The following is a 24376-nucleotide window of genomic DNA, read 5'->3' as shown; positions in this document are numbered from 1 at the left end:
AACCCGCCTGCGGGGCGCGGATTGGCCGGATATGGCAAGAATCGCCTGGCCCCCCTGTCCCAGAGTATCGCAACGCTTCTGGGAGGAAGACATGACGGAATACCGACTGCTGATCGACGGCAAGCTGGTCAAGGGTGACATGACCATGCCAGTCATCAACCCCGCCAATGAACAGGTTCTGGCCGAGGCGCCGCGTGCCTCGCAGGCACAGCTTGACGCGGCGGTCTCGGCGGCCAAGGCCGCCTTTCCCGGCTGGGCCGCCCGCCCGATCGGGGAACGCCGCGCCCTGATCCTGACCATTGCCGACCGGCTGGAGGCGCAGGCCGATGCCTTTGCCCGGCTGCTGACACAGGAACAGGGCAAGCCCTTGCCCGAGGCGCAGGCCGAGATCCTGTACACCTGCGCCTTCATCCGCCATCTGGCAGGCTATGATCTGCCGGTAAAGGTGATCGAGGATAACCACAGCCGCCTGGTGCGCCAGTTCCGCAAGCCTCTGGGCGTCGTCGGTGCGATCATCCCGTGGAATTTCCCTGTGCTGATCGTGGCCTTCAAGCTGCCGCTGGCGCTGCTGGCTGGCAATACCCTGGTCGTAAAACCTGCCCCGACGACGCCACTGACAACGCTGAAACTGGGCGAGATCATGGCCGAGGTCCTGCCCGCAGGCGTCGTCAATATCATCACCGATCAGAACGACCTTGGCCCGGCGCTGACCACCCACCCCGATGTGGCCAAGATCTCGTTCACCGGCTCGACCGCGACGGGACAAAAGATCATGGCCAGCGCCGCCTCGACCATCAAGCGGCTGACCCTTGAGCTGGGTGGCAATGACGCGGCTATCGTGCTGCCGGGTGCCGACCCTGCCAAGGTCGCACCGGGTCTGTTCGCAGGGGCGTTTATGAATGCCGGTCAGGTCTGTCTGGCGATCAAGCGCGCCTATGTCCACGACTCTGTCTACGAAGAGGTCTGCGCGCGTCTGGCCGAACTGGCCGAGGCCGCCGTGGTCGGAGACGGGCTTGAGCAAGGCACCACCATCGGCCCGCTGCAAAACCGCATGCAATATGAAAAGGTCAAAGGCTTCCTTGACTCGGCGCGCGCTGATGGCCGCATCATCGCCGGGGGTACCCTGCCCGAGGGGCCGGGCTATTTTATCCGCCCGACCATCGTTGCCGACGTCAGGGACGGTGACCAGATCGTCGATGAGGAACAGTTCGGCCCGATCCTGCCGGTGATCCGCTTTGACGATGTGGAATCGGCAGTGGCAAGCGCGAACCGGCTTGAGCTTGGCCTCGGCGGCTCGGTCTGGGGCGAGGATCGCGATCTGGCGCGCAGCATCGCCGAACGCATCGAAAGCGGCACTGTCTGGGTCAACAAACATCTGGATTTCGGGCCAAACATCCCCTTTGGCGGGGCCAAGCAATCAGGCCTCGGTGTCGAATTCGCTGAGGAAGGGCTGGCCGAGTTCACCCAGATCCGCATCCTGAACGAGGCGCGCTGATCGCCCCCGGGGTCCGGTCCCGTCTCAACCGGCAAGATCGGACCCGTTCCGGCGTTGCGGGGTGGCAAAGCTTTTGCGAAACCAGTCCTGTAGCAGCAGCTTGTCATAGACAAAGCGCCTGCTGCTGTTATGGCCGCGCGGGTCCGACAGATAATTCATGTCGGTCAGCCGCTCTTCGCCCGTCCGGATGGTCACACCATCCTGCATCAGCCGATAGCGCAAATGGATGCGTGGCGGGGTCACGTCGCGCAAAAAGCGCACATCACCGAACCCCGTGCGCCAAGGCTCGAACTCACCGGCAAGGTCGATGTCGAGTATCTCGATCACAAGGCTTTGACCGGGCGGCAGGTAGCGGGTGCCAAGCTCGGCGAACCAGCGGTCGAACTCTGCCAAGGCCGAGGTCCGGCTGCGTTCACGATGAAGTTCGCGGTCGCGGAACCGCTCGGGCGTTATGTAGGTGACGGCGACGCGCCCCGGGTCGGGCGCGACCGGTGCGGCAATGACACCCGGCGCCACAAGCGTCAGAGACAGTGACAGGCAGATGGTCCTGAGCATGGTCTTGCCTTTCGCATAACCAACCCCTGTCCAAACATATGGGCGGGTCGCACGAAAAGTCAAAGCTGGCCGTCAGGCCCGTGCATCCTCAAGCATCATCTGCGCCGCCTTTTCCGCGATCATCATCACCGGAGCGTTGGTATTGCCGCTGGTGATCGTCGGCATGATCGAGGCATCGGCGACACGCAACCGTCCAAGCCCCCGCATCCGCAGACGCGGATCAACCACAGCCGCGTCGTCCGGGCCCATGCGGCAGGTGCCGACCGGGTGAAAGATCGTCGTGCCGATATCGCCCGCAGCCTTGATCAGATCCTCATCGCTTTGCAGGGCGGAGCCGGGCAGATATTCCTCGGCCCCGTAGCGGCTGAAGGCTGGTTGCGAGGCAATGTTACGGGTCAGGCGGATGGCACGCATTGCCACCTCGCGGTCGCCCTCGGTCGCCAGATAATTCGGCTGGATGGCTGGATGGGCGCGGAAATCCGGCCCGGTGACATGGACCGATCCCCGGCTTTCGGGCCGCAGGTTGCAGACCGATGCGGTCATGGCCGGGAATGGATGCACCGGGTCCCCGAATTTATCGAGGCTGACGGGCTGGACGTGGAATTCCAGATCCGGGGTCGCCTTGTCAGGCCCCGAACGGGTAAAGATGCCCAGCTGGCTGGGCGCCATAGACATCGGCCCCGAGCGTTTCAGCAGGTATTCCAGCCCGATCGCCGCCTTGCCCAACAGATGCGAGGCCTTTTCGTTCAGCGTCGGCACGCCTTGCACCTTATAGACCATGCGCAATTGCAGGTGGTCCTGCAGGTTCTCACCCAAAGCCGGAACCTCGATCTGCGTGTCGATCCCGGCGGCTTGCAAGACATCGCCGCGCCCGACACCGGAATGTTCAAGGATCTGGACCGAGCCGATGGCCCCCGCCGCCAGCACCGTTTCACGCGCCGCACGGACCTCGCGCCGCTGGCCCTGATGGTGAAAGAGAACTCCGGTGACCTCTCCCGCCTCGATCACAAGCTTTTCGACCTCGGCCCCGGTCAGGATGCGCAGGTTCGGGCGGTTGCGTACCGGACGCAGGAAGGCCTTGGCCGCACTCCACCGCCAGCCTTTGCGCTGGGTCACGTCGAAATAGCCGCCGCCCTCATTATTGCCGCGGTTGAAATCCTCGGTGTGAGGGATGCCTGCCTGTTCGGCCGCCTCCATAAAGGCGTCAAGCACCGCCCAGCGAACCCGTGCCGTCTCGATCCGCAGTTCACCGCCCGCGCCATGCATCTCGTCGCCACCGCGATAATGATCCTCTTGCGCCTTGAACAGCGGCAGGACATCGTCCCAGCCCCAGCCGGCGCAGCCAAGCTGGCGCCAATGGTCGTAATCGGCCGCCTGCCCGCGCATGTAGATCATGCCGTTGATCGACGAACAGCCGCCCAGCACCCGCCCGCGCGGATATAGCAGCGCCCGCCCGTTCAGCCCCGGCTCGGGCAGGGTGCGAAACCCCCAGTCGGTGCGCGGATTGCCGATGCAGTACAGATAGCCCACCGGGATATGGATCCAGTGGTAATTGTCGCGCCCCCCTGCCTCAAGCAGCAGCACCCGGTTACGCGGGTCGGCGCTAAGGCGATTGGCCAGCACGCAACCGGCGCTGCCCGCGCCGATCACGATATAGTCGTAGCTTTCCATCGGATACTCCATGCCTGACCCCCGCATCAGCGCGGGCCTTGCCGTCAATTTTCGGTTCGGAAGCCGAGCATCTTGCCAAGTTTCGTGGCGCAGAACTCGCCCACGATGCCCCTGCGGAACAAAAGCACGCAGACCATAAAGACCAGCCCGGTGATGATGGTGACCGGGAAATCCGACGTGGCGAGCACGTTTTGCAGCGTCACCACCAGCCCCGAGCCGACAATCGGCCCAAACAGCGTGCCGATACCGCCCAAAAGCGTCATCAGGATCACCTCGCCCGACATCTGCCAGGTCACATCGGTCAGCGTGGCGAACTGAAAGATCAGCGCCTTGACCCCACCCGCAAGCCCCGCCAGCGCCGCCGACATGACAAAGGCGCCAAGCTTGTAGTGCTGGACCGAATAGCCAAGCGAGATCGCGCGGCTTTCATTCTCGCGGATCGACTTCAGGATCATGCCAAAGGGCGAGTTCACAAAGCGCCAGATGATCAGCAGCCCGATCACAAAGACCGCAAGGACAAAGTAATACATGTTCAGCGGCTGGTTCAGGTCGATGACGCCGAACAGATGGCCGCGCGGCACCGACTGGATCCCGTCCTCACCATGGGTAAAGGGCGCTTGCAGGCAGAAGAAAAAGAACATCTGCGACAGCGCCAGCGTGATCATGGCGAAATAGATCCCCTGACGGCGGATGGCGATGGCGCCCATCACCAGCCCCAGCGCCGCCGCGCCAAGCACGCCCAGCAGGATGCCCGCCTCGGGCGACCAGCCCCAGACCTTGACCGCATGGGCGGTGAAATAGGCGGCGCCCCCGAAAAAGGCCGCGTGGCCGAAGGACAAAAGCCCGGTATAGCCCAGGAGCAGGTTGAACGCCGAGGCGAACAGCGCAAAGGCCAGCAGCTTCATCAGGAAGATCGGATAAAGAAACAGCGGCGCCGCCAAAAGGGCGGCCAGCGCGATCACCAGCAGCACCAGCCGCACCTGCCCGGCGCGGGGGTGGGCTGCGACCTGTTCGGTCGCGATGGGTTCGGATTTAGCGGCCATGTCAGGCATCCTTTCCGAAAAGGCCCGCAGGCCGCAGGATCAGCACGATAGCCATGATGACAAAGATCACGATATTCGAGGCTTCGGGGTAAAAGACCTTGGTCAGCCCCTCGACCACGCCCAGAAGATAGCCGGTGACGATGGCGCCCAGGATCGAACCCATGCCGCCGACCACCACTACGGCAAAGACGATGATGATGAGGTTTGACCCCATGAGCGGCGAGACCTGATAGACAGGCGCTGCCAGCACCCCGGCAAAGCCCGCAAGCCCCGCGCCAAGCGCATATGTCAGCGTCAAAAGCAGCGGCACGTTCACGCCAAATGCCTGCACCAGCACCGGGTTTTCCGTCGCTGCGCGCAGATAGGCGCCCAGCCGGGTCCGCTCGATCAGCAGCCATACCCCAAGACAGACGGCCAGCGAGGCGATGACCACCCAGCCGCGATAGACGGGCAGGAACATGAAGCCAAGGTTCACCGCTCCGGTCAGTTGCGACGGCGGCGCATAGGGCTTGCCCGAGGCACCAAAGAACCAGCGGAAGGTCCCCTCGATCGCCAGCGCAAGGCCAAAGGTGAAAAGCAGCCCGTACAGCGGATCAAGCCGGTAAAGCCGCGACAGCATGGTCTTTTCCACCAGCGCCGCGAACAGCCCGACGATCAGCGGCGCAAGGATCAGCGCCAGCCAGTAGTTGATACCGCCCACCGTCAACAGCAGCAGCGCGACAAAGGCGCCCAGCATGTATTGCGCGCCATGGGCAAAGTTGATGACCCGCAAAAGGCCAAAGATCACCGCCAGCCCCAGCGAAAGAAGCGCATAGAAGCTGCCGTTGATCAGCCCGACCAGCAACTGCCCCATCAGGGCCTGCACGGGCACGCCAAAGATCATGGTCATGTCATACCCCCAGTTCCCGATGCAGCATGTCCATCTGCGCCGGCAGCCCGGCGACCGGGAATTCCGCCGTCATCCGGCCGTGGTCCATCAGATAGAAACGGTCGGCGACCCTGGCGGCAAAGCGAAAGTTCTGCTCGACCAGCACCACGGTCATGCCCCGGCTCTTGAGTTTTTTCAGCACCTCGCCAATGGCGTCGATGATGACCGGGGCAAGGCCCTCGGTCGGCTCGTCCAGCAGCAGGCAGCGCGCGCCGGTGCGCAGGATGCGCGCCATGGCCAGCATCTGTTGCTCACCCCCCGACAGCTTGGTGCCCTGACTGTTGCGCCTTTCGCGCAGGTTCGGGAAAAGCTCGTAGATCTCATCGACCGACATGCCGCCTTCGGCCACTTTGGGGGGCAGCATCAGGTTTTCCTCGACCGAGAGGCTGGCAAAGATGCCGCGTTCTTCGGGGACAAAGCCCAGCCCGGCGCGGGCCGTGTGATGCAGGGGCACCCCCATCATGTCGCGGCCGGCGAATTCGATCCGCCCGGTCCGTTTGCGCAAGATCCCCATGATCGTGCGCAGGGTGGTGGTCTTGCCCATGCCGTTACGGCCAAGAATGCAGACCGTCTCGCCCTCGGCGACGGTCATGTTCACGCCGTGCAGGACATGGCTTTCGCCATACCAGGCCTGCAGGTCGCCAACGTTCAGAAGCGGCGCGCTCATGCTTCGGACCCCATATAGGCGGTGCGCACGCGCGGATCGGCCGAGACGGTGGCGTAATCGCCCGTCGCAATGATCTCGCCCCGTTGCAGCACGGTGACGTGGTGACAGATATCGGCCACGACGCTGAGGTTGTGTTCGACCATCAGCACGGCGCGTTCGCTGGCGACGTCGCGGATGATATCGGCGACCATGGCGACGTCCTCTTGCCCCATGCCGGCCATCGGCTCGTCCAGCAGCAGGACGGCGGGGTCAAGCGCCAGCGTCGTCGCGATTTCAAGCACGCGCTTGCGGCCATAGGACAGATCCGCCGCCCGATAATCGCGCCAGCGCGACAGGCCCAGCTTTTCGATCAGTTCATCGGCGCGCGCATCAAGCCGGTCAAGCGAGGATAGCGGCAGCCAGAACTGCGTCGCCAGCCCTGCCGGGCGCTGCAGCGCAACCTTGACGTTTTCACGCACGGTCAGATGCGGAAAGATTGCCGAGATCTGGAACGAGCGGACCAGCCCCATCCGCGCCACCTTGTCGGGGCGGGTATGGGTGATGTCCTGATCAAGCAATGTGATCTGCCCCCGCGTCGGTTGCAGGAACTTGGTCAGCAGGTTGAAGACTGTCGTCTTGCCTGCCCCGTTCGGCCCGATCAGGGCGTGGATACGGCTGTGATGGACATCAAGATCGACGCCATTCACCGCCGTGAAACCCGAGAAATCCTTGCCAAGGCCACGGGCGGAAAGAACCACCCGCGGCCCGGCCTGCGTTGCCACAGACAATGCCATCACTTGACCAGCGGACAGCCGCTTTCGGCGGGATTAAGGAAAGCCTCGTCCCCCGGGATAGTGGCAAGGACGTTATAGTAATCCCAGTCCTCTTTCACATCGCCCGGCGCCTTGACCTCCATCAGGTAGACGTCCTTGATCAGCCGCCCGTTCGGCCCGACCTTGCCGTTCTGGGCAAAGACGTCGTTCACCGGCATTTCGTGCAGCTTGGCGGCGACCGCCCCGGTTTCGTCGGTACCAGCTTCCTGGATCGCCTTCAGGTACTGGGTCACGGCCGAATAGGTGCCGGCGTGAACCATGTTCGGCATGACGCCGGTACGCTCTTTGAAGCGTTCACCGAATTCGCGCGATTCCGGAGTGCGGTTCCAGTAAAAGCTTTCGGTCAGGGTCAGCCCCTGCGCGGCGTCCAGCCCGATGCCATGAACCTCGGCCAGCGTGAACAGCAGCGCGGCAAGGCGCTGACCGCCCGCAGTGATGCCGAATTCAGCCGCCTGTTTGATGGCGTTCTGGGTGTCCATACCGGCATTCGCAAGGCCGATGACCTTGGCACCCGAGGACTGCGCCTGCAACAGGAAGGACGAGTAATCCGTCGTCGCCAGCGGGTGACGCACCGCACCGACGACCGTGCCGCCCTGCGATTTGACGAAATTGCCGGTCTGCTCTTCCAGCGAATAGCCAAAGGCATAGTCGGCGGTCAGAAAGAACCAGCTGTCCCCGCCCGCCTTCACCAGCGCACCGCCGGTGCCGACGGCCAGCGCATGGGTGTCATAGGCCCAGTGGAAACCATAGGGGGTACATTGCGGGCCGGTCAGCTCGGTCGTGGCTGCGCCGGTGTTGATGGTGATCTTTTTCTTTTCCTGGCTCAGCGCCTGCACCGCCAGACCGACCGAAGAGGTCGTCAGCTCCATGATCGCATCGACCTTTTCGGTATCATACCACTGGCGCGCAATGTTCGAGGCGATGTCGGGCTTGTTCTGGTGGTCGGCGGTGACAACCTCGATCGAGGCATCAAGCACCTTGCCGCCGAAATCCTCGACCGCCATCTTGGCGGCCTCATAGGAATATTTGCCGCCAAAGTCGGCATAGACCCCGGACTGGTCGTTCAGGATCCCGATCTTGACCACGCCGTCCGAAACCTCGGCAACGGCAGGCGCGGCAATAAGGCCGACCGCGGCGGTCGACAGCAAAAACTTACGCATCATTTCCTCCCAAAGGCGCATCCCTTCAACCGGGAATGCTGTCCCATTACAGTCGAGGGCGACTCCATCCCCACCCTCTTGCACAGAACGATGCCGAGAATTCGGTTTTGACACAAGTGTTCAGAGAGGTTTAATTACTTACAGGACCTGTGCATTTATGAACAAATGGCAAATCTGAGCTGGGATGACCTGCAATTCTTTCTGGCGGTGGTACGCGATGGACAGCTCTCACGCGCCGCACGCTCGCTCGGAACCTCGCATGTTACCGTCTCGCGCCGCATCGACCGGCTGGAACAGGCACTGAATACCCGCCTGTTCGAACGCAATCCGCGCGGCTATGAGCCGACCCCGGCGGGTCAGCGCCTGATCGAGGCGGCCGAGCGCATGGAAGAGGCCGCAGGGCTGATCCCGCTGGACCAGCGCAGCGCGCCCGGTCAGCCCCGTCCGCTGCGGCTGGCCATGCCCGAGGGGTTCAGCAGTCTGTTTTCCACGCACCTTCTGCCCGATTTCATCGCCCGCTTTCCGCTGATCTCGCCCGAATTGATCGCCATGCCTCAGGTGCTGTCGCTATCGCGGCGCGAGGCGGATATCTCGATCACGCTGGACCCGGTGACAAGCGGCCCTTATCGGTCCGAACGGCTGGCCGATTACACGCTGCACCTTTACGCGACTCGCGAACATCTCAAAAGCCTGCCGCCAATCAACAGCCCCGAAGATCTGCGCCAGATGCGCTTTATCGGCTATATCGAAGAGATGATCTTTGCCCCCGGCCTGGACTATCTGGGCGAAGTTCATCCCTCGATCCGGGCAAGCGTTAAAAGTTCCAGCATATTCAACCAACTGTCGGCGGTTCGTAATGGGCTAGGCATCGGAATTCTGCCTTGGTATGTGGCAGCGAAATACCCCGAGCTGCAGATCGTGCTGCCCGATCAGGTACGGCTGACGCGTACCTATTGGCTGACCTGTCATCGAGATATGCGGGTCACGCAATGGGTGCGCGCGGTGATCGGCTTTCTGTCCCAGAGGCTGGCCGAACGCGGTCACCTGCTGTCGCGCCCGATCGGCCATCCCGGACCGGGCTGACGCTTTAGCCGCGCCCCCAGCCGGAAACGCCCAGTTCAGCCCGGTATTTCGCCACTGTCCGACGCGACAAGGTAACGCCCTGCCCCATAAGTGCCTGCGTCAGCGCCGCGTCCGAGATCCGCTGACCTGCCGGCCATTCCGCGATCAGCCCGCGCAGTGCCGCCAATGCCGCCTCGCGCCCAATGCCCGGGTTTCGCGGGCTGGCAGGTGCCAAAAGCAACCTGCGCAAAGGCACGGTACCGCGCGGACTGCGCATGGCCACCCCGGCGACCGCCCTGCTGATCGTGCTTTTTGCCAGCCCCAGCCGCGCGGCCAGATCAGACAGGGTCAGCGGCCGTAACGCCCCCTCTCCGCGTAGCCATCCCGCCTGAACCTCGGCCATGGCCGAGGCGATGCGCAACAGGCTTGCCCCCCGTGCCTGACACGCTGAAACCAGCGCGCGGGCCAGGGCCGTGTCCCCAGCCCTCCCCTCTGGACGCAGGCCAAGGGCGGGGGCATCAAGCGGTCGGACACCGCCGTCGGGGGTCCACTCCAGCTCGGGCGGCGCAGCGGGGACTGCGCCCTCAGCCAGCGGATAGGGCGACAGGGCGCGCAGATCGGCAAGCATTCCTGCCGCATCCTCACCATCGCATCCGCAATGGGCCTGAATTGCTGCCAGATCGCCTGCGGCGGCAAGGTCCAGCCGCCCAAGCAGCCGCTCGATCATCGGGTCCAGTCGCCCGCGCGCCCGCAGTTGCAACCGCAGACTTTCCGCCAGATCGCGGGCAAAGACGCCGGGCGGCTCAAGCCCCTGCAATACCGGCAAAAGCGCCTCGATCCGCGCATCCGGCACATCCAGCCAGCCTGCAATTTCGGGCAGGGGATCAACCAGCCAGCCGTGATCATCAAGGCAATGGACCAAAGCGCGGGCAAGCCCGGCATCCGCCCCGGAAAGGCGCAACAGGCCGATCTGATCCGTCAGCGCCTGTCGGGGGGACAGTGCATCCGCCGCCTCGATCAGCTCAAGACAAGGGTTGCGCGCCGCCTCCATCCGCAATCTGCGGCGCAGGCGCGCGCCGTCCATGCGCAACAAATCAAGCGACAGCCGCATCTGTTGGCTTAACGCAAGGCCGCGGATCTGGCGCTGTTCCTGACTTTGCATCCTGCCCTTTCTGTCCCGACCTGTTGCGCCACAGTGTTGCACCGCCTTGCAACACCTGCCCACGGAAATCCCAGCAAAACTGGCCTGCCGAATTTGGCACCGGCGTTGCTTGCATGATGGGCAGGGAGGACGAACATGGTCAAGGTCGGCATCATCGCCAATCCGGTTTCTGCCCGTGACATCCGGCGGGTGATCTCTCATGCAGGGAACCTGCCCATCAACGATCGGGCCAACATCGTGCTGCGCATGATGGCCGGACTGGCTGCAACCGGCGTTGATGAGGTTGTCGCCATGCCCGAACATGGCGGCATCCGCTTTCATCTGGAACGCAGCATCCAGCGCGAACAGCGCCTTGGACAGGGGGTTTTCCCCCGCCTGCGCTATCTCGACATGCCCGTTACCGCCACGCCCGAGGATAGCGCCCGCGCCGCCCGGATGATGGCTGCGGAAGGTGTCGCGGCTATCGTGGTGCTGGGCGGCGACGGCACCAACCGGGTGGTGGTCGGCGCCTGCGGCGATGTGCCTGTGGCGGGGGTCTCGACCGGGACCAACAATGCCTTTCCCGAACTGCGCGAGCCGACGATCACTGGCCTCGCAGTCGGGTTATTCGCCTCGGGACAGGTGCCGGGCGACGTGGCGCTAAGGGCGAACAAATGGCTTGAGGTGACGCTTGGCACCCGGCGAGAGATCGCGCTTGTCGATGTCGCTGTCGTCGAGGACCGCTATACCGGCGCTCGCGCGATCTGGAAAACCGCCGGTTTCCGCGATCTCTTCGTGACTTTCGGCCTGCCGCAGGCGATCGGCATGTCAGCCATCGCGGGGCTTTGCGACCCGGTGGACCGCGATGCGCCCGAGGGGCGGCACATCCGCCTGGCGGCCGACGCGCCACGCCAACTGACGGCACCGATTGCGCCGGGGCTGATCGACCGTGTCGGCATTTCCGAGGTCACGCGGATGACCCCGGGTGAGACGCACCGGCCCTCGATCCAAGCCGGCACCCTGGCCTTTGACGGAGAGCGCGAGCTGACCTTTGACGAAGGCGACCAGGTCGGGGTGCGACTGATCCCCGATGCCTTCCGCACAATCAATGTGCCCGCCTGCATGGCCCGTGCCGCGCAGGCCGGACTGTTTATCCGCAATCCAGACTGAACCGGACAAGGGAGGAGTTCATGTCCAATCCGTTTCCCCTACCCAAGGAACGGCTGCTCGAAGCCTATCGCAAGATGCGCACCATCCGCGATTTCGAAGAGCGGCTGCATGTCGATTTCGCCCGTGGCGAGATCCCGGGCTTTGTCCACCTTTACGCCGGCGAAGAGGCGACGGCAGTGGGCATCATGATGCATCTGCACGACCGCGACCGCATCGCTTCGACCCATCGCGGCCATGGCCATTGCATCGCCAAGGGCGTCGATGTGAAGGCGATGATGGCCGAGATCTATGGCAAGGCGACCGGCTGTTGCGCGGGCAAGGGTGGCTCAATGCATATCGCCGATCTGTCGCTGGGCATGATGGGTGCGAACGGCATCCTTGGTGCTGGTGCGCCCCTGGTTTGCGGCGCGGCGCTGGCGGCGCAAAAGCTTGGTCATGACGGGGTCGGGATCACCTTTTTCGGCGACGGCGCCTCGAACCAGGGCACGGTGCTGGAAAGCATGAACCTGGCCGCGATCTGGAACCTGCCCGCGATCTTTGTGGTGGAAAATAACGGCTATGCCGAGTCGACCTCGGTCGATTACGCCACCGCATCGGACAGCTATGTGGACCGGGCAACGGGCTTTGGCATGCCGGGCATCACCGTCGACGGCATCGACTTTTTCGCGGTCTACGAGGCTGCTGGCGAGATCATCCGCCGCGCCCGCGAAGGCGGCGGGCCGACGCTGCTTGAATGCAAGAACGTGCGCTTTTTTGGGCATTTCGAAGGCGACGCCCAGACCTACAAGGCCCCGGGCGAGAATGAATACAACCGCGAACACAACGATTGCCTCAAACTGTTTCGCCAGAAGGTCACACAGGCGGGCGTGATCTCGGATGATGAGCTGAACGCCATCGATTCCGAGGTGGCGGCCCTGATTGACGAGGCCGTGGCCGGGGCAATGGCCGCGCCGCTGCCCGGCCCCGGGCAACTGACAACCGACGTTTATGTGACCTATTGAGGGAGGGCTCACCATGGCACGCATCATCAGCATGAAGGACGCGGTGAACGAGGCGCTGGATCAGGAAATGACCCGCGACCCCACCGTGATCATGATGGGCGAGGATATCGTCGGCGGCGCCGGCGCCAAGGGCGAAGACGACGCCTGGGGTGGCGTTCTGGGGGTCAGCAAGGGGCTTTATGCCAGACACCCCAACCAGATGATCGACACACCTTTGTCCGAAAGCGCCTATGTCGGCGCGGCAATCGGGGCGGCGACAGCAGGGCTGCGACCGGTGGCCGAACTGATGTTCGTCGATTTCATCGGGGTCTGCCTTGACCAGATATTCAACCAGGCGGCCAAGTTTCGCTACATGTTCGGCGGCAAGGCCGAAACTCCGGTGGTAATCAGGGCGATGTGCGGGGCGGGCTTTCGCGCCGCTGCCCAGCACAGCCAGATGCTGACCCCGCTTTTCACCCATATCCCGGGGCTCAAGGTCGTCTGCCCCTCGAATGCCTATGACTGCAAGGGGCTGCTTATCCAGTCGATCCGGGACAATGACCCGGTGATCTTTCTTGAGCACAAGAACCTTTACGCCAGCACGGCCGACGTCCCCGAAGAACCCTATACCATCCCCTTTGGCGAGGCGAACATCGTCCGCGAAGGCGGCGACGCCACCATCGTCACCTATGGCCAGATGGTCGGACGCTCGGTTGAGGCTGCCGATCTGCTGAAAAAGGAAGGTATCGGGGTCGAGGTGATCGATCTGCGCACCCTGTCACCCATCGACATGGACACGGTCCTGGAAAGCGTCGAGGCGACCGGACGGCTGATCTGCGTCGATGAGGCGAACCCGCGCTGTTCGATCGCCGCCGACATATCGGCAACCGTGGCGCAAGAGGCCTTTGACGCGCTCAAGGCGGCGGTGCAGATGGTGACGCCGCCCCATGCGCCGGTACCCTTCTCGCCCTCGCTTGAGGACAGCTACGTCCCCTCGGCCACCCGCATCGCCGAGGCCGTCCGCAAGACGATGGAGAACTGACATGGCCGATATCACCCCGATCCTGATGCCGAAATGGGGCCTCTCGATGAAAGAGGGCAAGCTTTCCGCCTGGCATGTCTCGGAAGGCGACACGATCAGCCCCGGCGATGAGATCATGGATGTCGAGACCGACAAGATCGCCAATGTGGTCGAGGCGGCCGACGGCGGCCTGTTACGCCGCCGCATCGGCGCCGAGGGCGAGACCTATCCCGTCCGCGCTTTGCTGGCGGTGATGGCGCCTGAAAACGTCACGGATGCCGAAATCGACGCCTATGTCGCCTCTTATGCCACCCCTGCGGCAGGAAGCGACGATGAGGCGGCCGGTCCAAGCTATCAATATGCCGATCTTTCCATGGGCCGGATCCGCTACGCCGAAAGGCCGGGCCAAGGCACAGCGCTGATCCTGATCCACGGCTTTGGCGGCGATCTGGACAACTGGCTTTTCAACATCGACGCATTGGCCGAGGGTGGCCCCGTCTATGCGCCGGACTTGCCCGGCCATGGCCAGTCGGTGAAATCGGCACGTCCCGCCGGGCTGGATCTGCTGGTCGAGACCGTCACGGCCTTCATGGATCATCTGGGGCTTGAACGTGCCCATCTGGCAGGTCACTCGATGGGCGGGCTTGTCGCCGGCACTCTGGCTGCGCGGCATCCCGAACGCGCGGCCTCGGTCACGCTGATCTGTTCGGCAGGTCTCGGCCCCGAGATCAACAGCGATTACATCGACGGTTTCGTCAATGCCGCCGGGCGCAAAGAGCTTAAGCCGGTGCTGGCGCATCTGTTCAACGACCAGTCTCTTGTCAGTCGTTCAATGATCGAAGATCTTTTGAAATACAAAAGACTGGATGGTGTTTCTGAATTTCTTTCTGAACTTGCAGGCAGCCTTTTTAGTGCTGGCAGGCAAGCGGCAGAGATGGGTGGGGCGCTGGCCGCCTCGGGCGTGCGCACGCAGGTGATCTGGGGTCAGGGCGATGCGATCATTCCCGCCGCTCATGCCGAAAACCTGCCCTCGGCCACGCGTCACGTCATCCCCGACGCCGGCCATATGGTCCAGATGGAGCAAGCAGCCGAGGTAAACCGCCTTATCCGCGACTTTATCGCCTGAACCGCTGGCCGTCCCCAAGGGGGCGGCCCTTTGCAATAAGGGAGGGAAGGACATGAGCAATTCCGTCAAGGGCCGCTCGGTCATCGTCACCGGCGCTGGCCGCGGCATCGGGCGCGCCATAGCCGCAGGTCTGGCACAGGCCGGCGCTCATGTGGTGATCGCCGATATCGCCATAGACAGCGCCGAGGCCACAGCAGCCGAGATCCGCGCCGACGGCGGTCAGGCAATAGGCATTGCCGTTGATGTGACCGACCGTACCAGCATGCGCGAGCTGATTGCCCGTACCGTCGCCGAATACGGGCGGCTGGACGCGATGTTCAACAATGCAGGTATCGCACAGGTCAAACCATTCAGCGACATCACCGAGGAAGATTGGCATCGCGTCATGGATGTGAACGCCATGGGCGTGCTGATCGGCATTCAGGAGGCCGCGAAACAGTTCATTGCCCAGGGCGGCGGCGGCAAGATCGTCAATACCGCAAGCATCGCCGGCAAACAGGGCTATGAACCGCTGGCCCATTACTCGGCCAGCAAGTTCGCGGTCGTGGCGCTGACCCAGGCCGCGGCGCGGGCCTTTGGCAGCCACGGTATCTGCGTCAACGCGATCTGCCCGGGCGTGGTCGCCACCGATATGTGGAAACTGATCGACAGGGGCTTCAAGGATGAGGGGCTGACCCAGCACGACAATCAGGCTTTCGATGAATTCTCGGCCGGGATCCTGCTTGGCCGCCCCTCGCGCCCCGACGACCTGGCCGGTGTCTCGGTCTTTCTCGTCTCGGACGGATCGAATTACATGACCGGGCAAAGCCTGGTCGTCGATGGAGGCATGGTGCTGATATGACCGCGAAACAGAAACTGACCGAGATGAATGCGCGTGCAGCCACGCTATACAAGGCCGATCCCAAGACCATGTCCGCCTTTCGCGGGCTGATGGTCGCAGCCACCCGCGAAGGCCGGATCAGCGCCGCGATGAAAGAACTGATAGCCCTTGCCGTCGCCATCGGGCGCGGCTGCGAGGACTGCGTCATCTTTCACACCAATGAAGCCAAGGCCCATGGCGCCAGCCGCGACGAGTTGCTGGAGGTGCTGGCCGTAGCCGTCGAAATGTCAGGTGGTCCCGGGACGGTCTATGCCGCAAAGGCCCTTGCAGCATTTGATGAACTTTAAAGGGAAAAACCATGAAAGCATTACGTTTCCATGCCGCCCGCGATCTGCGTATCGAGGATATTCCCGAACCACCCCAGCCCGGTCCCGGTCAGGTTCTGATCCGCAACAGCCATGTCGGGATCTGCGGCACTGATCTGCATGAATATGCCTCGGGGCCGATCTTTATCCCGATCGAACCACACCCCTGTTCCGGCGCTCATGGACCGCAGGTTCTGGGCCATGAATTCGGCGGCACGGTCGTCGCGGTGGGCGAAGGCGTGACCAAAGTCGCGACCGGCGACCGCGTTGCGGTTCAGCCGCTGATCATGCCGCGCAGCGATGAATATTTCGCCGATCGCGGCTGGCACAACCTTTCGGGCAGCCTTGCGCTGGTCGGCTTGTCATGGATCTCGGGCGGGATGGCCGAGATGGCGCTGCTGAACGACTATAACGTCGAAAAGATCCCCGACGGGATGACCGACGAAGAGGCCGCGCTGGTCGAGCCGACCGCCGTATGCGTCTATGCCTGCGACCGCGGGCGGATCACGGCGGGGGACTCGGTTCTGGTCACCGGGGCGGGCCCCATCGGCATTCTTGCGCTGCTGACCGCAAGGGCTTTTGGGGCGACGCGGCTATTTGTGTCGGACGTGAATGACACGCGGCTGAAACTGGCCGCCGAGGTCGTGCCGGGCGTCGTCACCATAAACCCCACCCGCGAGGACGTCGGAGAGCAGGTCCGCAAGGCCACCGGTTCGGGCCTTGGCTGTGACGTGGCGCTGGAATGCGTCGGCAATGAACGGGCGTTGCAATCCTGCCTTGATGCGGTGCGCAAACAGGGTGTCATCGTCCAGACCGGTCTGCATCCGGGCAAGGGAAGCATCGACTTTTTCCAGCTGACCTTCAAAGATGCCGAGATCCGCGGCTCATGGTGTTATCCGACCCATAGCTGGCCACGCACGATCGAGCTGATCGCCTCGGGCGCGATCCCGGCCAGCCGGGTGATCACCAAGCGCATCACTCTGGATCAGGCAGTCAGCGAGGGGTTCGACGCCCTGCTTGATCCAGCTGGCAGCCAGCTGAAAATCCTGATCGACCTGTCGCGTTAAACGGGCCGCGCAAGATTTCTGCACCGTCGCGGCCGGTTCGTGCTATGGTCGCGCCGGGGCTTTGGGAGGAGCCGATGCGGGCGATGCCGGATACGGGGACGCATGTCCTTGAAGTCATTCGCGTGGCCGAAGGCGCGCCGTCGCCGCGCCGCGATGCCGATGTTCTGGCCTCATGGCGGCGCTGTGTGAATGAGCATCAGCTGGACCCCAGCCGCCAGATCGGCCCGCGCATCGTCACCGAACAGGAACTGCGTCTGCACAGACAGGAATCCGAGGAACTGTTGTGCATGGCGCGGCACGGGATGGAGGATCTTTATCGCCGCGTGAATGCCATGGGCTATGTGCTGCTTTTGGCCAATGCCCGGGGCGTGACGGTGGATGCAATCGGGGATGCCGAGCTTGACCGCGACCTGCGCCATGCCGGCCTGATCACCGGATCTGAATGGCATGAACGCCATGTCGGGACCAATGGCGTCGGGGCCTGCCTTGCCACGGGTCGCGCGATCACCGTGCATCGCACCGATCATTTCGACCTTGCGCTGACGCCACTGTCCTGCACCGCCGTTCCGGTCCATGACACGCAGGGCAAGCTGATCGGAGTGCTGGATCTGTCCCATCTCAGCGCGCCTCAGGACAAGATGAGCCAGGCGCTGACGCTTGAGGTAATGAAATCCTGCGCCCGCCGGATCGAGATGGCCAATCTGGTCCGCCGCCATCGCGGCGACTGGATCTTGCGGCTGAACCCCTCTCCCGAGTTTCTGGATGTGGACCCGATGGCCGCGGTGGCGATCAGCGCCGAAGGGCGCATCAGCGGCATGACCCAGAACGCGCAAGAGCTTTTGGCGCATCAGGGGTCCGACATGCTGATCGGGCGGCGGTTCAGCGACATCTTTGCCCATGACCTGGACGATCTGCCCAAACTGTCGCGCGCCATGGCCCCCGTCGATGGCGCGCTTGAGATGCAATCGGGCGGGCTGATCTTTGCCCGTGCCGTGCCGCCCTCGGCCAGGCCGCAACGTGCGGCCGGACCCCGCCTGCCCGCGCCTTTGGCGGCGGTTCATGGCGGCGATCCGGCCATGCAGCGTCTGGCGGAACGCGCGGCCAAGGTCGTGGATCGTCAGATCAGCATCATCCTGCGCGGTGAGACCGGCACCGGCAAAGAGTTCATCGCCCGGGCCATGCATGCCTCGTCCCGCCGGCGTGGCACCTTTATTGCCATCAACTGTGCCGCCCTGCCCGAGGCTCTGATTGAAAGCGAACTTTTTGGCTATGCCCCGAACGCATTTACCGGCGCCCATGCCCGCGGCAAAAAGGGCCTGATCCGCGAAGCCCACGGCGGCACCCTGTTTCTGGATGAAATCGGAGACATGCCGCTGACCTTGCAAGCGCGGTTGCTGCGGGTGCTGTCGGAACGCGAGGTGATGCCGGTTGGCGCCACCCGGGCCGAGCCCGTGGATATCCGCGTCATCTCGGCCTCGCATCGCGATCTGGCTGCGCTGGTGGCCGAGGGGCGCTTTCGGCAGGACCTGTATTACCGGCTGAACGGGCTGATCCTCGACATTCCTCCGGTCCGGGCGCGCAGTGATCGGGAATGGCTGATCACCCGCATCGCCGAGGCAACCGAGGGCAAGCCGCGCTTTTCGCCCGAGGCCATGGCGCGACTTCTGGCCCATGACTGGCCGGGCAATGTGCGCGAGATCGTCAATCTATGCACCCTTTGCGCGGCGCTATGCGATGGCGCAATCGTCGGCCCCGAGGATCTGCCCGCCGATATCAGTCACCCCGCCATGACCAACCCCGACGCGCGTCCTGTCGAGGGGGCGGCGCTGCACCGGCTGATTGCGGAATGCGACGGCAATATCTCGGCGGCGGCACGGCTGGCGGGGGTGGACCGCAGCACGATCTATCGCCGGATGCGACGGCTTGGCCTGACCAAAGGGGCCTAGCCACCCGCCGTATCAAGGCTGTGACGGTGCCTCTCGGCCAGCAGACCGGTCATCTGCTCGACCAGACCGCCGATCGGCCCGCCCCGTTCCCATGCGTAGATCGAGACGACCATGGCGGGCTCGCCCCCGAACCCGTCGCAGCGGCGCAGGTCCGCGCCCAGCCCAGCCACCGCCGCCACCGGCAAAAGCGTGATGCCAAGCCCGCCTTCGACCCCCAGGACCACGCTGTGCAGGCTGCTGCCGGAAAAGGCGACGTACCAGCGCCTGCCTTCGCGTTCGATCCGCTCAAACATCGCGTCGCGGTAAAGTCCGCCGGGCGGAAAGACCACCAGCGGCACCGGGTCCTGCCAGTCGCGTGGCAGCAGCGTGCTTTCAAACCAGGCCATCGCCTCGGTAAAGCTTGCGCGGCAATCGACGGCGGCGGCGCCCTCTTTGACCACGACGATATCAAGATCGGCAGAGCGATAGCGGCGCATCAGTTCGCGACTAAGGCCGACAGTCACATCCAACCGGATCTGCGGAAACTGGCGGGCAAAGCTGCGAAATATCCCGCACATCCCGGCGTTAAAGATATCCTCTGGCAGACCCAACCGGATCGAGCTGGTGCCGCTTGGGTCACCAAGCGCCAGCTCGGCCTCTTGCTGAAGGGCAAGGATGCGGCGCGCGTAACCCAGCAGCCTCTCACCCTGTGGGGTGGGCAGGACGGGGCGGGCGGTACGTTCGACCAGCGGATGGCCGGTCGCATCCTCAAGCCGCGCCAGCTGCTGGCTGATGGTCGATTGGGTCATGTGCAACCGCTCGGCCGCGCGGGTAAAGCTGCCGCAATCGACGATGGTGACAAAGGCACGCAGCAGACGCGGATCAAGCATCGGCCCCTCCATTCGATTTGCGCATGATTATCATCCGGACATTTAATTTCCAGATAATCTTGTCAGAGCTTATTCAGAATGGCGCAGGATGAGATTGGGGAGACGCCGATGCAGAACGAATTCCACCACAGCCGCCGCGCCTTTCTGTGCGGGACCGGAGGGCTGATGACGGCCTCGGCCGTGATCGGCATGGGCAGCACCGCAGCAGCACAGACCACCGCCGACAGCGAACAGGTTACCTCGGTCCCCGATACGCATTACTACCTGACCGACGTCCGTCTTGAGGACGGATTTGAACATGAGGGCGAATATATCGCCGCGACCCTCACCGGGCTTTACACGCTGGAAATCCGCGATGGCGCGATTGCGGCGATCCTTGATCCGGGCGCGGCGCTGACCGCTGGCGTGGCGCGCTATTCGGCCGGGGGGCGGCTGGCGTTGCCCGCTTTTCGCGACATGCATATCCATCTGGACAAGACCTTTTACGGCGGGCCGTGGCGTGCCCCTCTGCCGCGTCAGGGCAAAACGATCATGGACATGATCGCGCGCGAAGAAATCCTGCTGCCGCAGCTTTTGCCCTCTTCGCAACAGCGGGCCGAAGCACTGATCGGGCTGTTGTTGTCCCAAGGCACGACCATGGCGCGCAGCCATTGCAATATTGATCCGGTCAGCGGCCTGAAAAGTCTGGAACATCTGAAACTTGCGCTGGAAAATTACAGCGACAGGTTCGATTGTGAAATCGTTGCCTTTCCCCAACATGGTCTTTTGCATTCCAAGGTGGATGGGCTGATGCGCGAGGCGATGGCCATGGGCGTCGAATTCGTTGGCGGGCTTGATCCGACCAATGTTGATGGCGCGATGGAAAAGTCTCTGGATGCGATGTTCCAGATCGCGCTGGACCACGACAAAGGCGTGGATATCCACATCCATGAAACCAGCCCCTCTGGCGTCGCGGCGATCCGCTATATGGTCGATACGGTCGAGCGTACGCCGCAGCTCAGGGATCGGCTGACGCTCAGCCACGCCTTTGCGCTGGCGACGCTGAGCGAGGCCGAACTTGATCCGCTGGCCGAGCGCATGGCGGCCCATGGTGTCACGGTCGCCTCAACCGTGCCTATGGGGGCGCTGACCATGCCACTGCCGCGCTTGCGCGAAAAGGGTGTGACGCTGATCAGCGGGACCGACAGCGTAATCGACCACTGGTCGCCTTTTGGCACCGGCGACATGCTGGAAAAGGCCAACCTTTGCGCCCAGATCTATGGCGGGCGCGACGAATTCGCCCTGACCCGCGCCATGGCCATCGCCACCGGCGATGTCACCCCCCTCAATGACGCGGGTACGCGTGTCTGGCCACAGGCGGGGGACCTGGCGGAATTCACTTTGGCCGAGGCAAGCTGCTCGGCCGAGGCGGTGGCGCGCCGCACCCCCCGCAGCGCCACCTTCCACAAGGGCCGGCTGGTCTTTGGCAACATTGCCAAGGCCTGAGCAGCCGTTGTGAACGGGGCAGGACGGTCACCCGCCCTGCCCCTTACCCATCACGCGCCTGTCAGTCGTAAAGGGCAGCGAACTGGTCGCGCAGCAGGTTCTTTTGCACCTTGCCCATGGTATTGCGCGGCAGTTCATCGACGAAAAGCACGTGCTTGGGTTGTTTGAACTTGGCCAGACGCCCTTCCAGCGGGGCAAGAACGTCCGCCTCGGTCAGCGCGGGACTGCCCGAGGCGACAACCACCGCCGTCACCGCCTCGCCGAAATCGCGATGCGGCAGGCCGATCACGGCGGATTCGACCACGCCCGGCAAGGCGTCAATCTCGGTCTCGATCTCTTTGGGATAGACGTTATAGCCGCCGCTGATGATCAGGTCCTTGCCACGGCCGACAATGTGCAGATAGCCGCGCTCATCGAATTTCCCCAGATCTCCGGTGATGAAAAACCCGTTCGCGCGCAGCTCGGCAGCGGTCTTTTCGGGCATCTGCCAATAGCCCTTGAAGACGTTCGGACCACGCACCTCGATCATTCCGATTTCCCCCGCGGGCAATTCGTCGCCGGTTTCGGGATCGGTGATGATGATCTCGGTCCCCGGCAGGGGCAGGCCGACCGTCCCGGCAAGGCGCGGCCCGTCATAGGGGTTCGAGGCGTTCATATTCGTCTCGGTCATGCCATAGCGTTCAAGGATCGAATGACCGGTGCGGGTCCGCCATTCGCGATGCGTCTCGGCCAGCAGCGGCGCCGAACCCGAGATGAACAGCCGCATATTCGCGGTCGTCTCGGCGTTCAGCATGTCATCCTGCAGCAGCCGGACATAAAAGGTCGGCACCCCCATGAGCACCGTCGCCCGCGACATGCCCTCAAAGATCTGATCCACATCGAATTTCGGCAAGAAGATCATCGAGGCGCCCGAGAACAGCACCACATTCGTCGCCACAAACAGCCCGTGCGTGTGAAAGATCGGCAAGGCGTGGATCAGCACATCGCGGTCGGAAAAGCGCCATTCCCCGATAAGCACCCGGGCGTTTGAGACCAGATTGCCATGGGTCAGCATCGCACCCTTTGACCGCCCGGTCGTCCCCGAGGTGTAAAGCAGTGCCGCCAGATCATCGCTGCTGCGCGGCACGGTGGCAAAGGGTTCAGGCGCGATCCATGCGGCATCGGTCAGGCTGCCCTGCCCCCTGGCGTCCAGCGTGACGATGCGCGCACCGGCGCCCTCGGCCGCCTCGCGCAGCGCCTCTTGCCGTGCGGGGTCGCAGACAAACAGCCTGGGCCGGGCATCACCCAGGAAATAGGCGATCTCGGCCGGGGTATAGCCGGTGTTCAGCGGCAAGAACACCGCCCCCGCCCGCAAGGTGGCGAGATACAGGATAATCGCCTGCACCGATTTTTCGACCTGTACTGCGACGCGGTCGCCGGGCTGAACGCCCAGCTCGACCAGCGCGTTGGCCATATGGCCGCTGCGGGCAATAAGGTCGCGATAGCGGATATTCTCGCCCGCAGGAATCTCGATCGCCACGGCCTCGGGGTCGCGGATGCCGGCGGCGAAAAGGTCGAACAGATTATCACTCATGAGTTGTCCCCGTCATTCAAGGATTAGAGGCCGGCAGCATCCGCCGGACGCTGTCCGAGGCGGCGATGGCGCTGCGCTCGGCAAATGCTTCGTGGTTCGCCTCGATACGGCCAAGGTCGTACAGATAGTTCACCATCAGCCCATGGGATTGTTTAAGCCCATTGGCCGACACATCGCCCAGAAAATTCAGCCGCTCTAGCCGCGCACCATTCCCAAGGTGGAACCGCGCCACCGGATCGACAGGCCGGCCTTTCTGATCGCGGGCGCGCAGGAAATAGGTCGCAGCGGCAGCCAGCAGAGGCTCGCGCAGGCTTTCGGCGCGCCCGGAGTCCTTGTGCCAGTCGGGATCGTCAAGCAACGCAAAGGCAAGCCGCTGGTCGGCGTCGATCAGGTCCGGGCTTTCATCCTGACGCTGGCGCGCCAGCCAGGCGGCGAAACCCGGCACCGGGGACAAGGTGACAAAGGTGCGGATATTGGGCAGCTCGGCCTTAAGCTCTTCGACCACCTGTTTGATCAGGAAATTGCCAAAGGACACGCCGGCGAGCCCGCGCTGAGTGTTCGAGATCGAATAGAACACTGCCGTTCTGGCGCGCTCGGCCGCGATGGGCTGGCGGTCCAGATCAAGAAGCCCCGCGACATTGTCGGGAATATCCTCGGTCAGCGCGACCTCGACAAAGATCAACGGCTCATCCACCAATTGCGGGTGAAAGAACCCATAGCAGCGCCGGTCGGTCGGCTGCAGGCGGTTGCGCAGATCGTCCCAGTTCTGGATCGCATGCACCGCCTCATAGCGGATAATCTTTTCCAGAATGCCTGCGGGCGTGTTCCAGTCGATATGGCGCAGCACCAGAAACCCCCGGTTGAACCATGACGAAAACAGATGGGCGAAATCATGATCAACCCGTCTCAGCGCCGGATTATGGCGCAGGTGGCGCAACAGCTCTTCGCGCATGCGCACCAGCGCCGCCGTGCCGCCGGGCGCAAGGTTCAGCCGGCGGAACAGCTCCTGCCGGCGCGGCTCGGCGGCAGCATGCAGGGCCTCGACGGCGTCGACGTCGTCGGGGTCACGCTCAACCGCCTGCAGGGCGCTACGGACGGCCTCGGTCCCGGGGCCGAAATGATCGGCGAGGTTTTGCAGAAAGGTCAGCCGCGCTGCCTCATCCGCATGTTCAAAGGCGGCAAGCAGACCTTCGGCAAGGACCACGCCCGAGGCCTCGCCCCGCCGCGACAACAGCGCCTCGCCCAGTTCGCACAGGTCGGGCGCCTCGGCTGCGGCTGCGGCATCTCGGCGGCCAAGCAGGCGTCGGCCGCGCGCTGTCAGCACCTCGAACAGCTCGCCCAGAAAGGCCGGGCGGGCGGGGCGCGGGGTCTCAACGGTCTTGATCATTTCGGGCCTCCGGGTTTTGGAGAAGGGCCGCCG

The 24376-nt window shown here is 63.6% G+C and carries 22 protein-coding genes; 11 read left to right on the top strand and 11 right to left on the bottom strand.

Annotated features, from left to right (window positions below):
• Positions 1-91: 91 nt before the first annotated feature.
• The gene (locus M511_RS12270; RefSeq protein ID WP_085502323.1) at positions 92-1495 is read left to right on the top strand and encodes an aldehyde dehydrogenase family protein; all 1404 of its coding nucleotides are present in this window, start codon (positions 92-94) and stop codon (positions 1493-1495) included.
• Between the two features lie 24 nt (positions 1496-1519).
• Here the strand turns inward: M511_RS12270 and M511_RS12265 are convergent, their stop codons facing one another.
• The 7 genes from M511_RS12265 to M511_RS12235 all read right to left on the bottom strand — a co-directional run bounded on the left by M511_RS12265 (position 1520) and on the right by M511_RS12235 (position 8331).
• The gene (locus tag M511_RS12265; protein WP_240547619.1) at positions 1520-2050 is read right to left on the bottom strand and encodes a DUF3016 domain-containing protein; all 531 of its coding nucleotides are present in this window, start codon (positions 2048-2050) and stop codon (positions 1520-1522) included.
• A gap of 72 nt (positions 2051-2122) precedes the next feature.
• On the bottom strand, positions 2123-3721 hold the full coding sequence (locus M511_RS12260) for a GMC family oxidoreductase (RefSeq protein ID WP_085502321.1): 1599 nt from the start codon (positions 3719-3721) through the stop codon (positions 2123-2125).
• A 44-nt stretch (positions 3722-3765) separates the two neighbouring features.
• Positions 3766-4764 carry a branched-chain amino acid ABC transporter permease gene (locus tag M511_RS12255; protein WP_085502320.1) on the bottom strand — a complete coding sequence of 333 codons (999 nt, stop codon included), beginning with the start codon at positions 4762-4764 and terminating at the stop codon, positions 3766-3768.
• 1 nt (position 4765) lies between these two features.
• A complete protein-coding gene (locus M511_RS12250; protein ID WP_010395473.1) occupies positions 4766-5653 on the bottom strand; it encodes a branched-chain amino acid ABC transporter permease in 888 nt (295 codons plus the stop codon).
• Position 5654: 1 nt separating this feature from the next.
• Positions 5655-6359 (bottom strand): ABC transporter ATP-binding protein, encoded by a 705-nt coding sequence (locus M511_RS12245; protein WP_010395474.1) that lies wholly within the window; start codon positions 6357-6359, stop codon positions 5655-5657.
• Positions 6356-7132, bottom strand: coding sequence for an ABC transporter ATP-binding protein (locus M511_RS12240; RefSeq protein ID WP_010395475.1), 777 nt, complete (start codon positions 7130-7132; stop codon positions 6356-6358). The genes M511_RS12245 and M511_RS12240 overlap by 4 nt, the downstream gene beginning before the upstream one ends.
• Positions 7132-8331: an ABC transporter substrate-binding protein gene (locus M511_RS12235; RefSeq protein WP_085502369.1), complete on the bottom strand. Its 1200-nt coding sequence runs from the start codon at positions 8329-8331 to the stop codon at positions 7132-7134. The genes M511_RS12240 and M511_RS12235 overlap by 1 nt, the downstream gene beginning before the upstream one ends.
• Before the next feature lie 165 nt (positions 8332-8496).
• Here M511_RS12235 and M511_RS12230 point away from each other — a divergent pair, with 165 nt between their 5' ends.
• Positions 8497-9414: a LysR family transcriptional regulator gene (locus tag M511_RS12230; RefSeq protein ID WP_010395477.1), complete on the top strand. Its 918-nt coding sequence runs from the start codon at positions 8497-8499 to the stop codon at positions 9412-9414.
• Positions 9415-9418: 4 nt separating this feature from the next.
• Here M511_RS12230 and M511_RS12225 read toward each other — a convergent pair whose 3' ends face one another.
• A complete protein-coding gene (locus M511_RS12225; protein ID WP_085502319.1) occupies positions 9419-10555 on the bottom strand; it encodes an RNA polymerase factor sigma-54 in 1137 nt (378 codons plus the stop codon).
• 135 nt (positions 10556-10690) lie between these two features.
• On the opposite strand from M511_RS12225, the gene M511_RS12220 reads away from it, so the two are divergent.
• The 8 genes from M511_RS12220 (at position 10691) to M511_RS12185 (ending at position 19029) form a co-directional block, all read left to right on the top strand.
• Positions 10691-11704 (top strand): ATP-NAD kinase family protein, encoded by a 1014-nt coding sequence (locus tag M511_RS12220; protein ID WP_085502318.1) that lies wholly within the window; start codon positions 10691-10693, stop codon positions 11702-11704.
• Between the two features lie 20 nt (positions 11705-11724).
• Positions 11725-12705: a thiamine pyrophosphate-dependent dehydrogenase E1 component subunit alpha gene (locus tag M511_RS12215; RefSeq protein ID WP_010395481.1), complete on the top strand. Its 981-nt coding sequence runs from the start codon at positions 11725-11727 to the stop codon at positions 12703-12705.
• 13 nt (positions 12706-12718) lie between these two features.
• A complete protein-coding gene (locus M511_RS12210; RefSeq protein WP_010395482.1) occupies positions 12719-13726 on the top strand; it encodes an alpha-ketoacid dehydrogenase subunit beta in 1008 nt (335 codons plus the stop codon).
• A gap of 1 nt (position 13727) precedes the next feature.
• Entirely contained in the window at positions 13728-14831 is a 1104-nt protein-coding gene (locus M511_RS12205; protein WP_085502317.1) for an acetoin dehydrogenase dihydrolipoyllysine-residue acetyltransferase subunit, read from the top strand.
• A gap of 52 nt (positions 14832-14883) precedes the next feature.
• Positions 14884-15672 carry an SDR family NAD(P)-dependent oxidoreductase gene (locus M511_RS12200; RefSeq protein ID WP_010395484.1) on the top strand — a complete coding sequence of 263 codons (789 nt, stop codon included), beginning with the start codon at positions 14884-14886 and terminating at the stop codon, positions 15670-15672.
• Complete coding sequence (locus tag M511_RS12195; protein WP_010395485.1) at positions 15669-15998, top strand: carboxymuconolactone decarboxylase family protein; 330 nt, start codon at positions 15669-15671, stop codon at positions 15996-15998. Before M511_RS12200 ends, M511_RS12195 begins: the two co-directional genes overlap by 4 nt.
• Positions 15999-16009: 11 nt before the next feature.
• Positions 16010-17083 carry a 2,3-butanediol dehydrogenase gene (locus M511_RS12190; RefSeq protein ID WP_010395486.1) on the top strand — a complete coding sequence of 358 codons (1074 nt, stop codon included), beginning with the start codon at positions 16010-16012 and terminating at the stop codon, positions 17081-17083.
• 74 nt (positions 17084-17157) lie between these two features.
• Positions 17158-19029, top strand: a complete 1872-nt coding sequence (locus M511_RS12185; RefSeq protein WP_085502368.1) for a sigma-54-dependent Fis family transcriptional regulator — start codon at positions 17158-17160, stop codon at positions 19027-19029.
• On the opposite strand, the gene M511_RS12180 is transcribed toward M511_RS12185, so the two are convergent.
• Positions 19026-19898, bottom strand: coding sequence for a LysR family transcriptional regulator (locus tag M511_RS12180; protein WP_085502367.1), 873 nt, complete (start codon positions 19896-19898; stop codon positions 19026-19028). The two genes, M511_RS12185 and M511_RS12180, sit on opposite strands and share 4 nt — an antisense overlap.
• Before the next feature lie 108 nt (positions 19899-20006).
• Between M511_RS12180 and M511_RS12175 the strand changes: the two genes are divergently transcribed.
• On the top strand, positions 20007-21383 hold the full coding sequence (locus tag M511_RS12175; RefSeq protein ID WP_085502366.1) for an amidohydrolase family protein: 1377 nt from the start codon (positions 20007-20009) through the stop codon (positions 21381-21383).
• Positions 21384-21444: 61 nt separating this feature from the next.
• Here M511_RS12175 and M511_RS12170 read toward each other — a convergent pair whose 3' ends face one another.
• Together M511_RS12170 and M511_RS12165 are read right to left on the bottom strand one after the other, a co-directional pair.
• Positions 21445-22956 (bottom strand): malonate--CoA ligase, encoded by a 1512-nt coding sequence (locus M511_RS12170; RefSeq protein WP_010395491.1) that lies wholly within the window; start codon positions 22954-22956, stop codon positions 21445-21447.
• 16 nt (positions 22957-22972) lie between these two features.
• Entirely contained in the window at positions 22973-24343 is a 1371-nt protein-coding gene (locus M511_RS12165) for a malonyl-CoA decarboxylase (protein ID WP_085502316.1), read from the bottom strand.
• Between the last annotated feature and the right edge of the window lie 33 nt (positions 24344-24376).

This window comes from Paracoccus sp. J56, from assembly GCF_019633685.1.
Classification (GTDB): Bacteria; Pseudomonadota; Alphaproteobacteria; order Rhodobacterales; family Rhodobacteraceae; genus Paracoccus; species Paracoccus kondratievae.
The sequence above is the reverse complement of the archived record's forward strand: the minus strand, read 5'-3'. Positions and strand labels throughout refer to the sequence as shown.

Bases quoted from the DNA above. Each gene is read 5' to 3' on its own strand.
- M511_RS12270 (WP_085502323.1), top strand. From the start codon at position 92: ATGACGGAATACCGACTGCTGATCGACGGCAAGCTGGTCAAGGGTGAC.
- M511_RS12265 (WP_240547619.1), bottom strand. From the start codon at position 2,050: ATGCTCAGGACCATCTGCCTGTCACTGTCTCTGACGCTTGTGGCGCCG.
- M511_RS12260 (WP_085502321.1), bottom strand. From the start codon at position 3,721: ATGGAAAGCTACGACTATATCGTGATCGGCGCGGGCAGCGCCGGTTGC.
- M511_RS12255 (WP_085502320.1), bottom strand. From the start codon at position 4,764: ATGGCCGCTAAATCCGAACCCATCGCGACCGAACAGGTCGCAGCCCAC.
- M511_RS12250 (WP_010395473.1), bottom strand. From the start codon at position 5,653: ATGACCATGATCTTTGGCGTGCCCGTGCAGGCCCTGATGGGGCAGTTG.
- M511_RS12245 (WP_010395474.1), bottom strand. From the start codon at position 6,359: ATGAGCGCGCCGCTTCTGAACGTTGGCGACCTGCAGGCCTGGTATGGC.
- M511_RS12240 (WP_010395475.1), bottom strand. From the start codon at position 7,132: ATGGCATTGTCTGTGGCAACGCAGGCCGGGCCGCGGGTGGTTCTTTCC.
- M511_RS12235 (WP_085502369.1), bottom strand. From the start codon at position 8,331: ATGCGTAAGTTTTTGCTGTCGACCGCCGCGGTCGGCCTTATTGCCGCG.
- M511_RS12230 (WP_010395477.1), top strand. From the start codon at position 8,497: ATGGCAAATCTGAGCTGGGATGACCTGCAATTCTTTCTGGCGGTGGTA.
- M511_RS12225 (WP_085502319.1), bottom strand. From the start codon at position 10,555: ATGCAAAGTCAGGAACAGCGCCAGATCCGCGGCCTTGCGTTAAGCCAA.
- M511_RS12220 (WP_085502318.1), top strand. From the start codon at position 10,691: ATGGTCAAGGTCGGCATCATCGCCAATCCGGTTTCTGCCCGTGACATC.
- M511_RS12215 (WP_010395481.1), top strand. From the start codon at position 11,725: ATGTCCAATCCGTTTCCCCTACCCAAGGAACGGCTGCTCGAAGCCTAT.
- M511_RS12210 (WP_010395482.1), top strand. From the start codon at position 12,719: ATGGCACGCATCATCAGCATGAAGGACGCGGTGAACGAGGCGCTGGAT.
- M511_RS12205 (WP_085502317.1), top strand. From the start codon at position 13,728: ATGGCCGATATCACCCCGATCCTGATGCCGAAATGGGGCCTCTCGATG.
- M511_RS12200 (WP_010395484.1), top strand. From the start codon at position 14,884: ATGAGCAATTCCGTCAAGGGCCGCTCGGTCATCGTCACCGGCGCTGGC.
- M511_RS12195 (WP_010395485.1), top strand. From the start codon at position 15,669: ATGACCGCGAAACAGAAACTGACCGAGATGAATGCGCGTGCAGCCACG.
- M511_RS12190 (WP_010395486.1), top strand. From the start codon at position 16,010: ATGAAAGCATTACGTTTCCATGCCGCCCGCGATCTGCGTATCGAGGAT.
- M511_RS12185 (WP_085502368.1), top strand. From the start codon at position 17,158: ATGCGGGCGATGCCGGATACGGGGACGCATGTCCTTGAAGTCATTCGC.
- M511_RS12180 (WP_085502367.1), bottom strand. From the start codon at position 19,898: ATGCTTGATCCGCGTCTGCTGCGTGCCTTTGTCACCATCGTCGATTGC.
- M511_RS12175 (WP_085502366.1), top strand. From the start codon at position 20,007: ATGCAGAACGAATTCCACCACAGCCGCCGCGCCTTTCTGTGCGGGACC.
- M511_RS12170 (WP_010395491.1), bottom strand. From the start codon at position 22,956: ATGAGTGATAATCTGTTCGACCTTTTCGCCGCCGGCATCCGCGACCCC.
- M511_RS12165 (WP_085502316.1), bottom strand. From the start codon at position 24,343: ATGATCAAGACCGTTGAGACCCCGCGCCCCGCCCGCCCGGCCTTTCTG.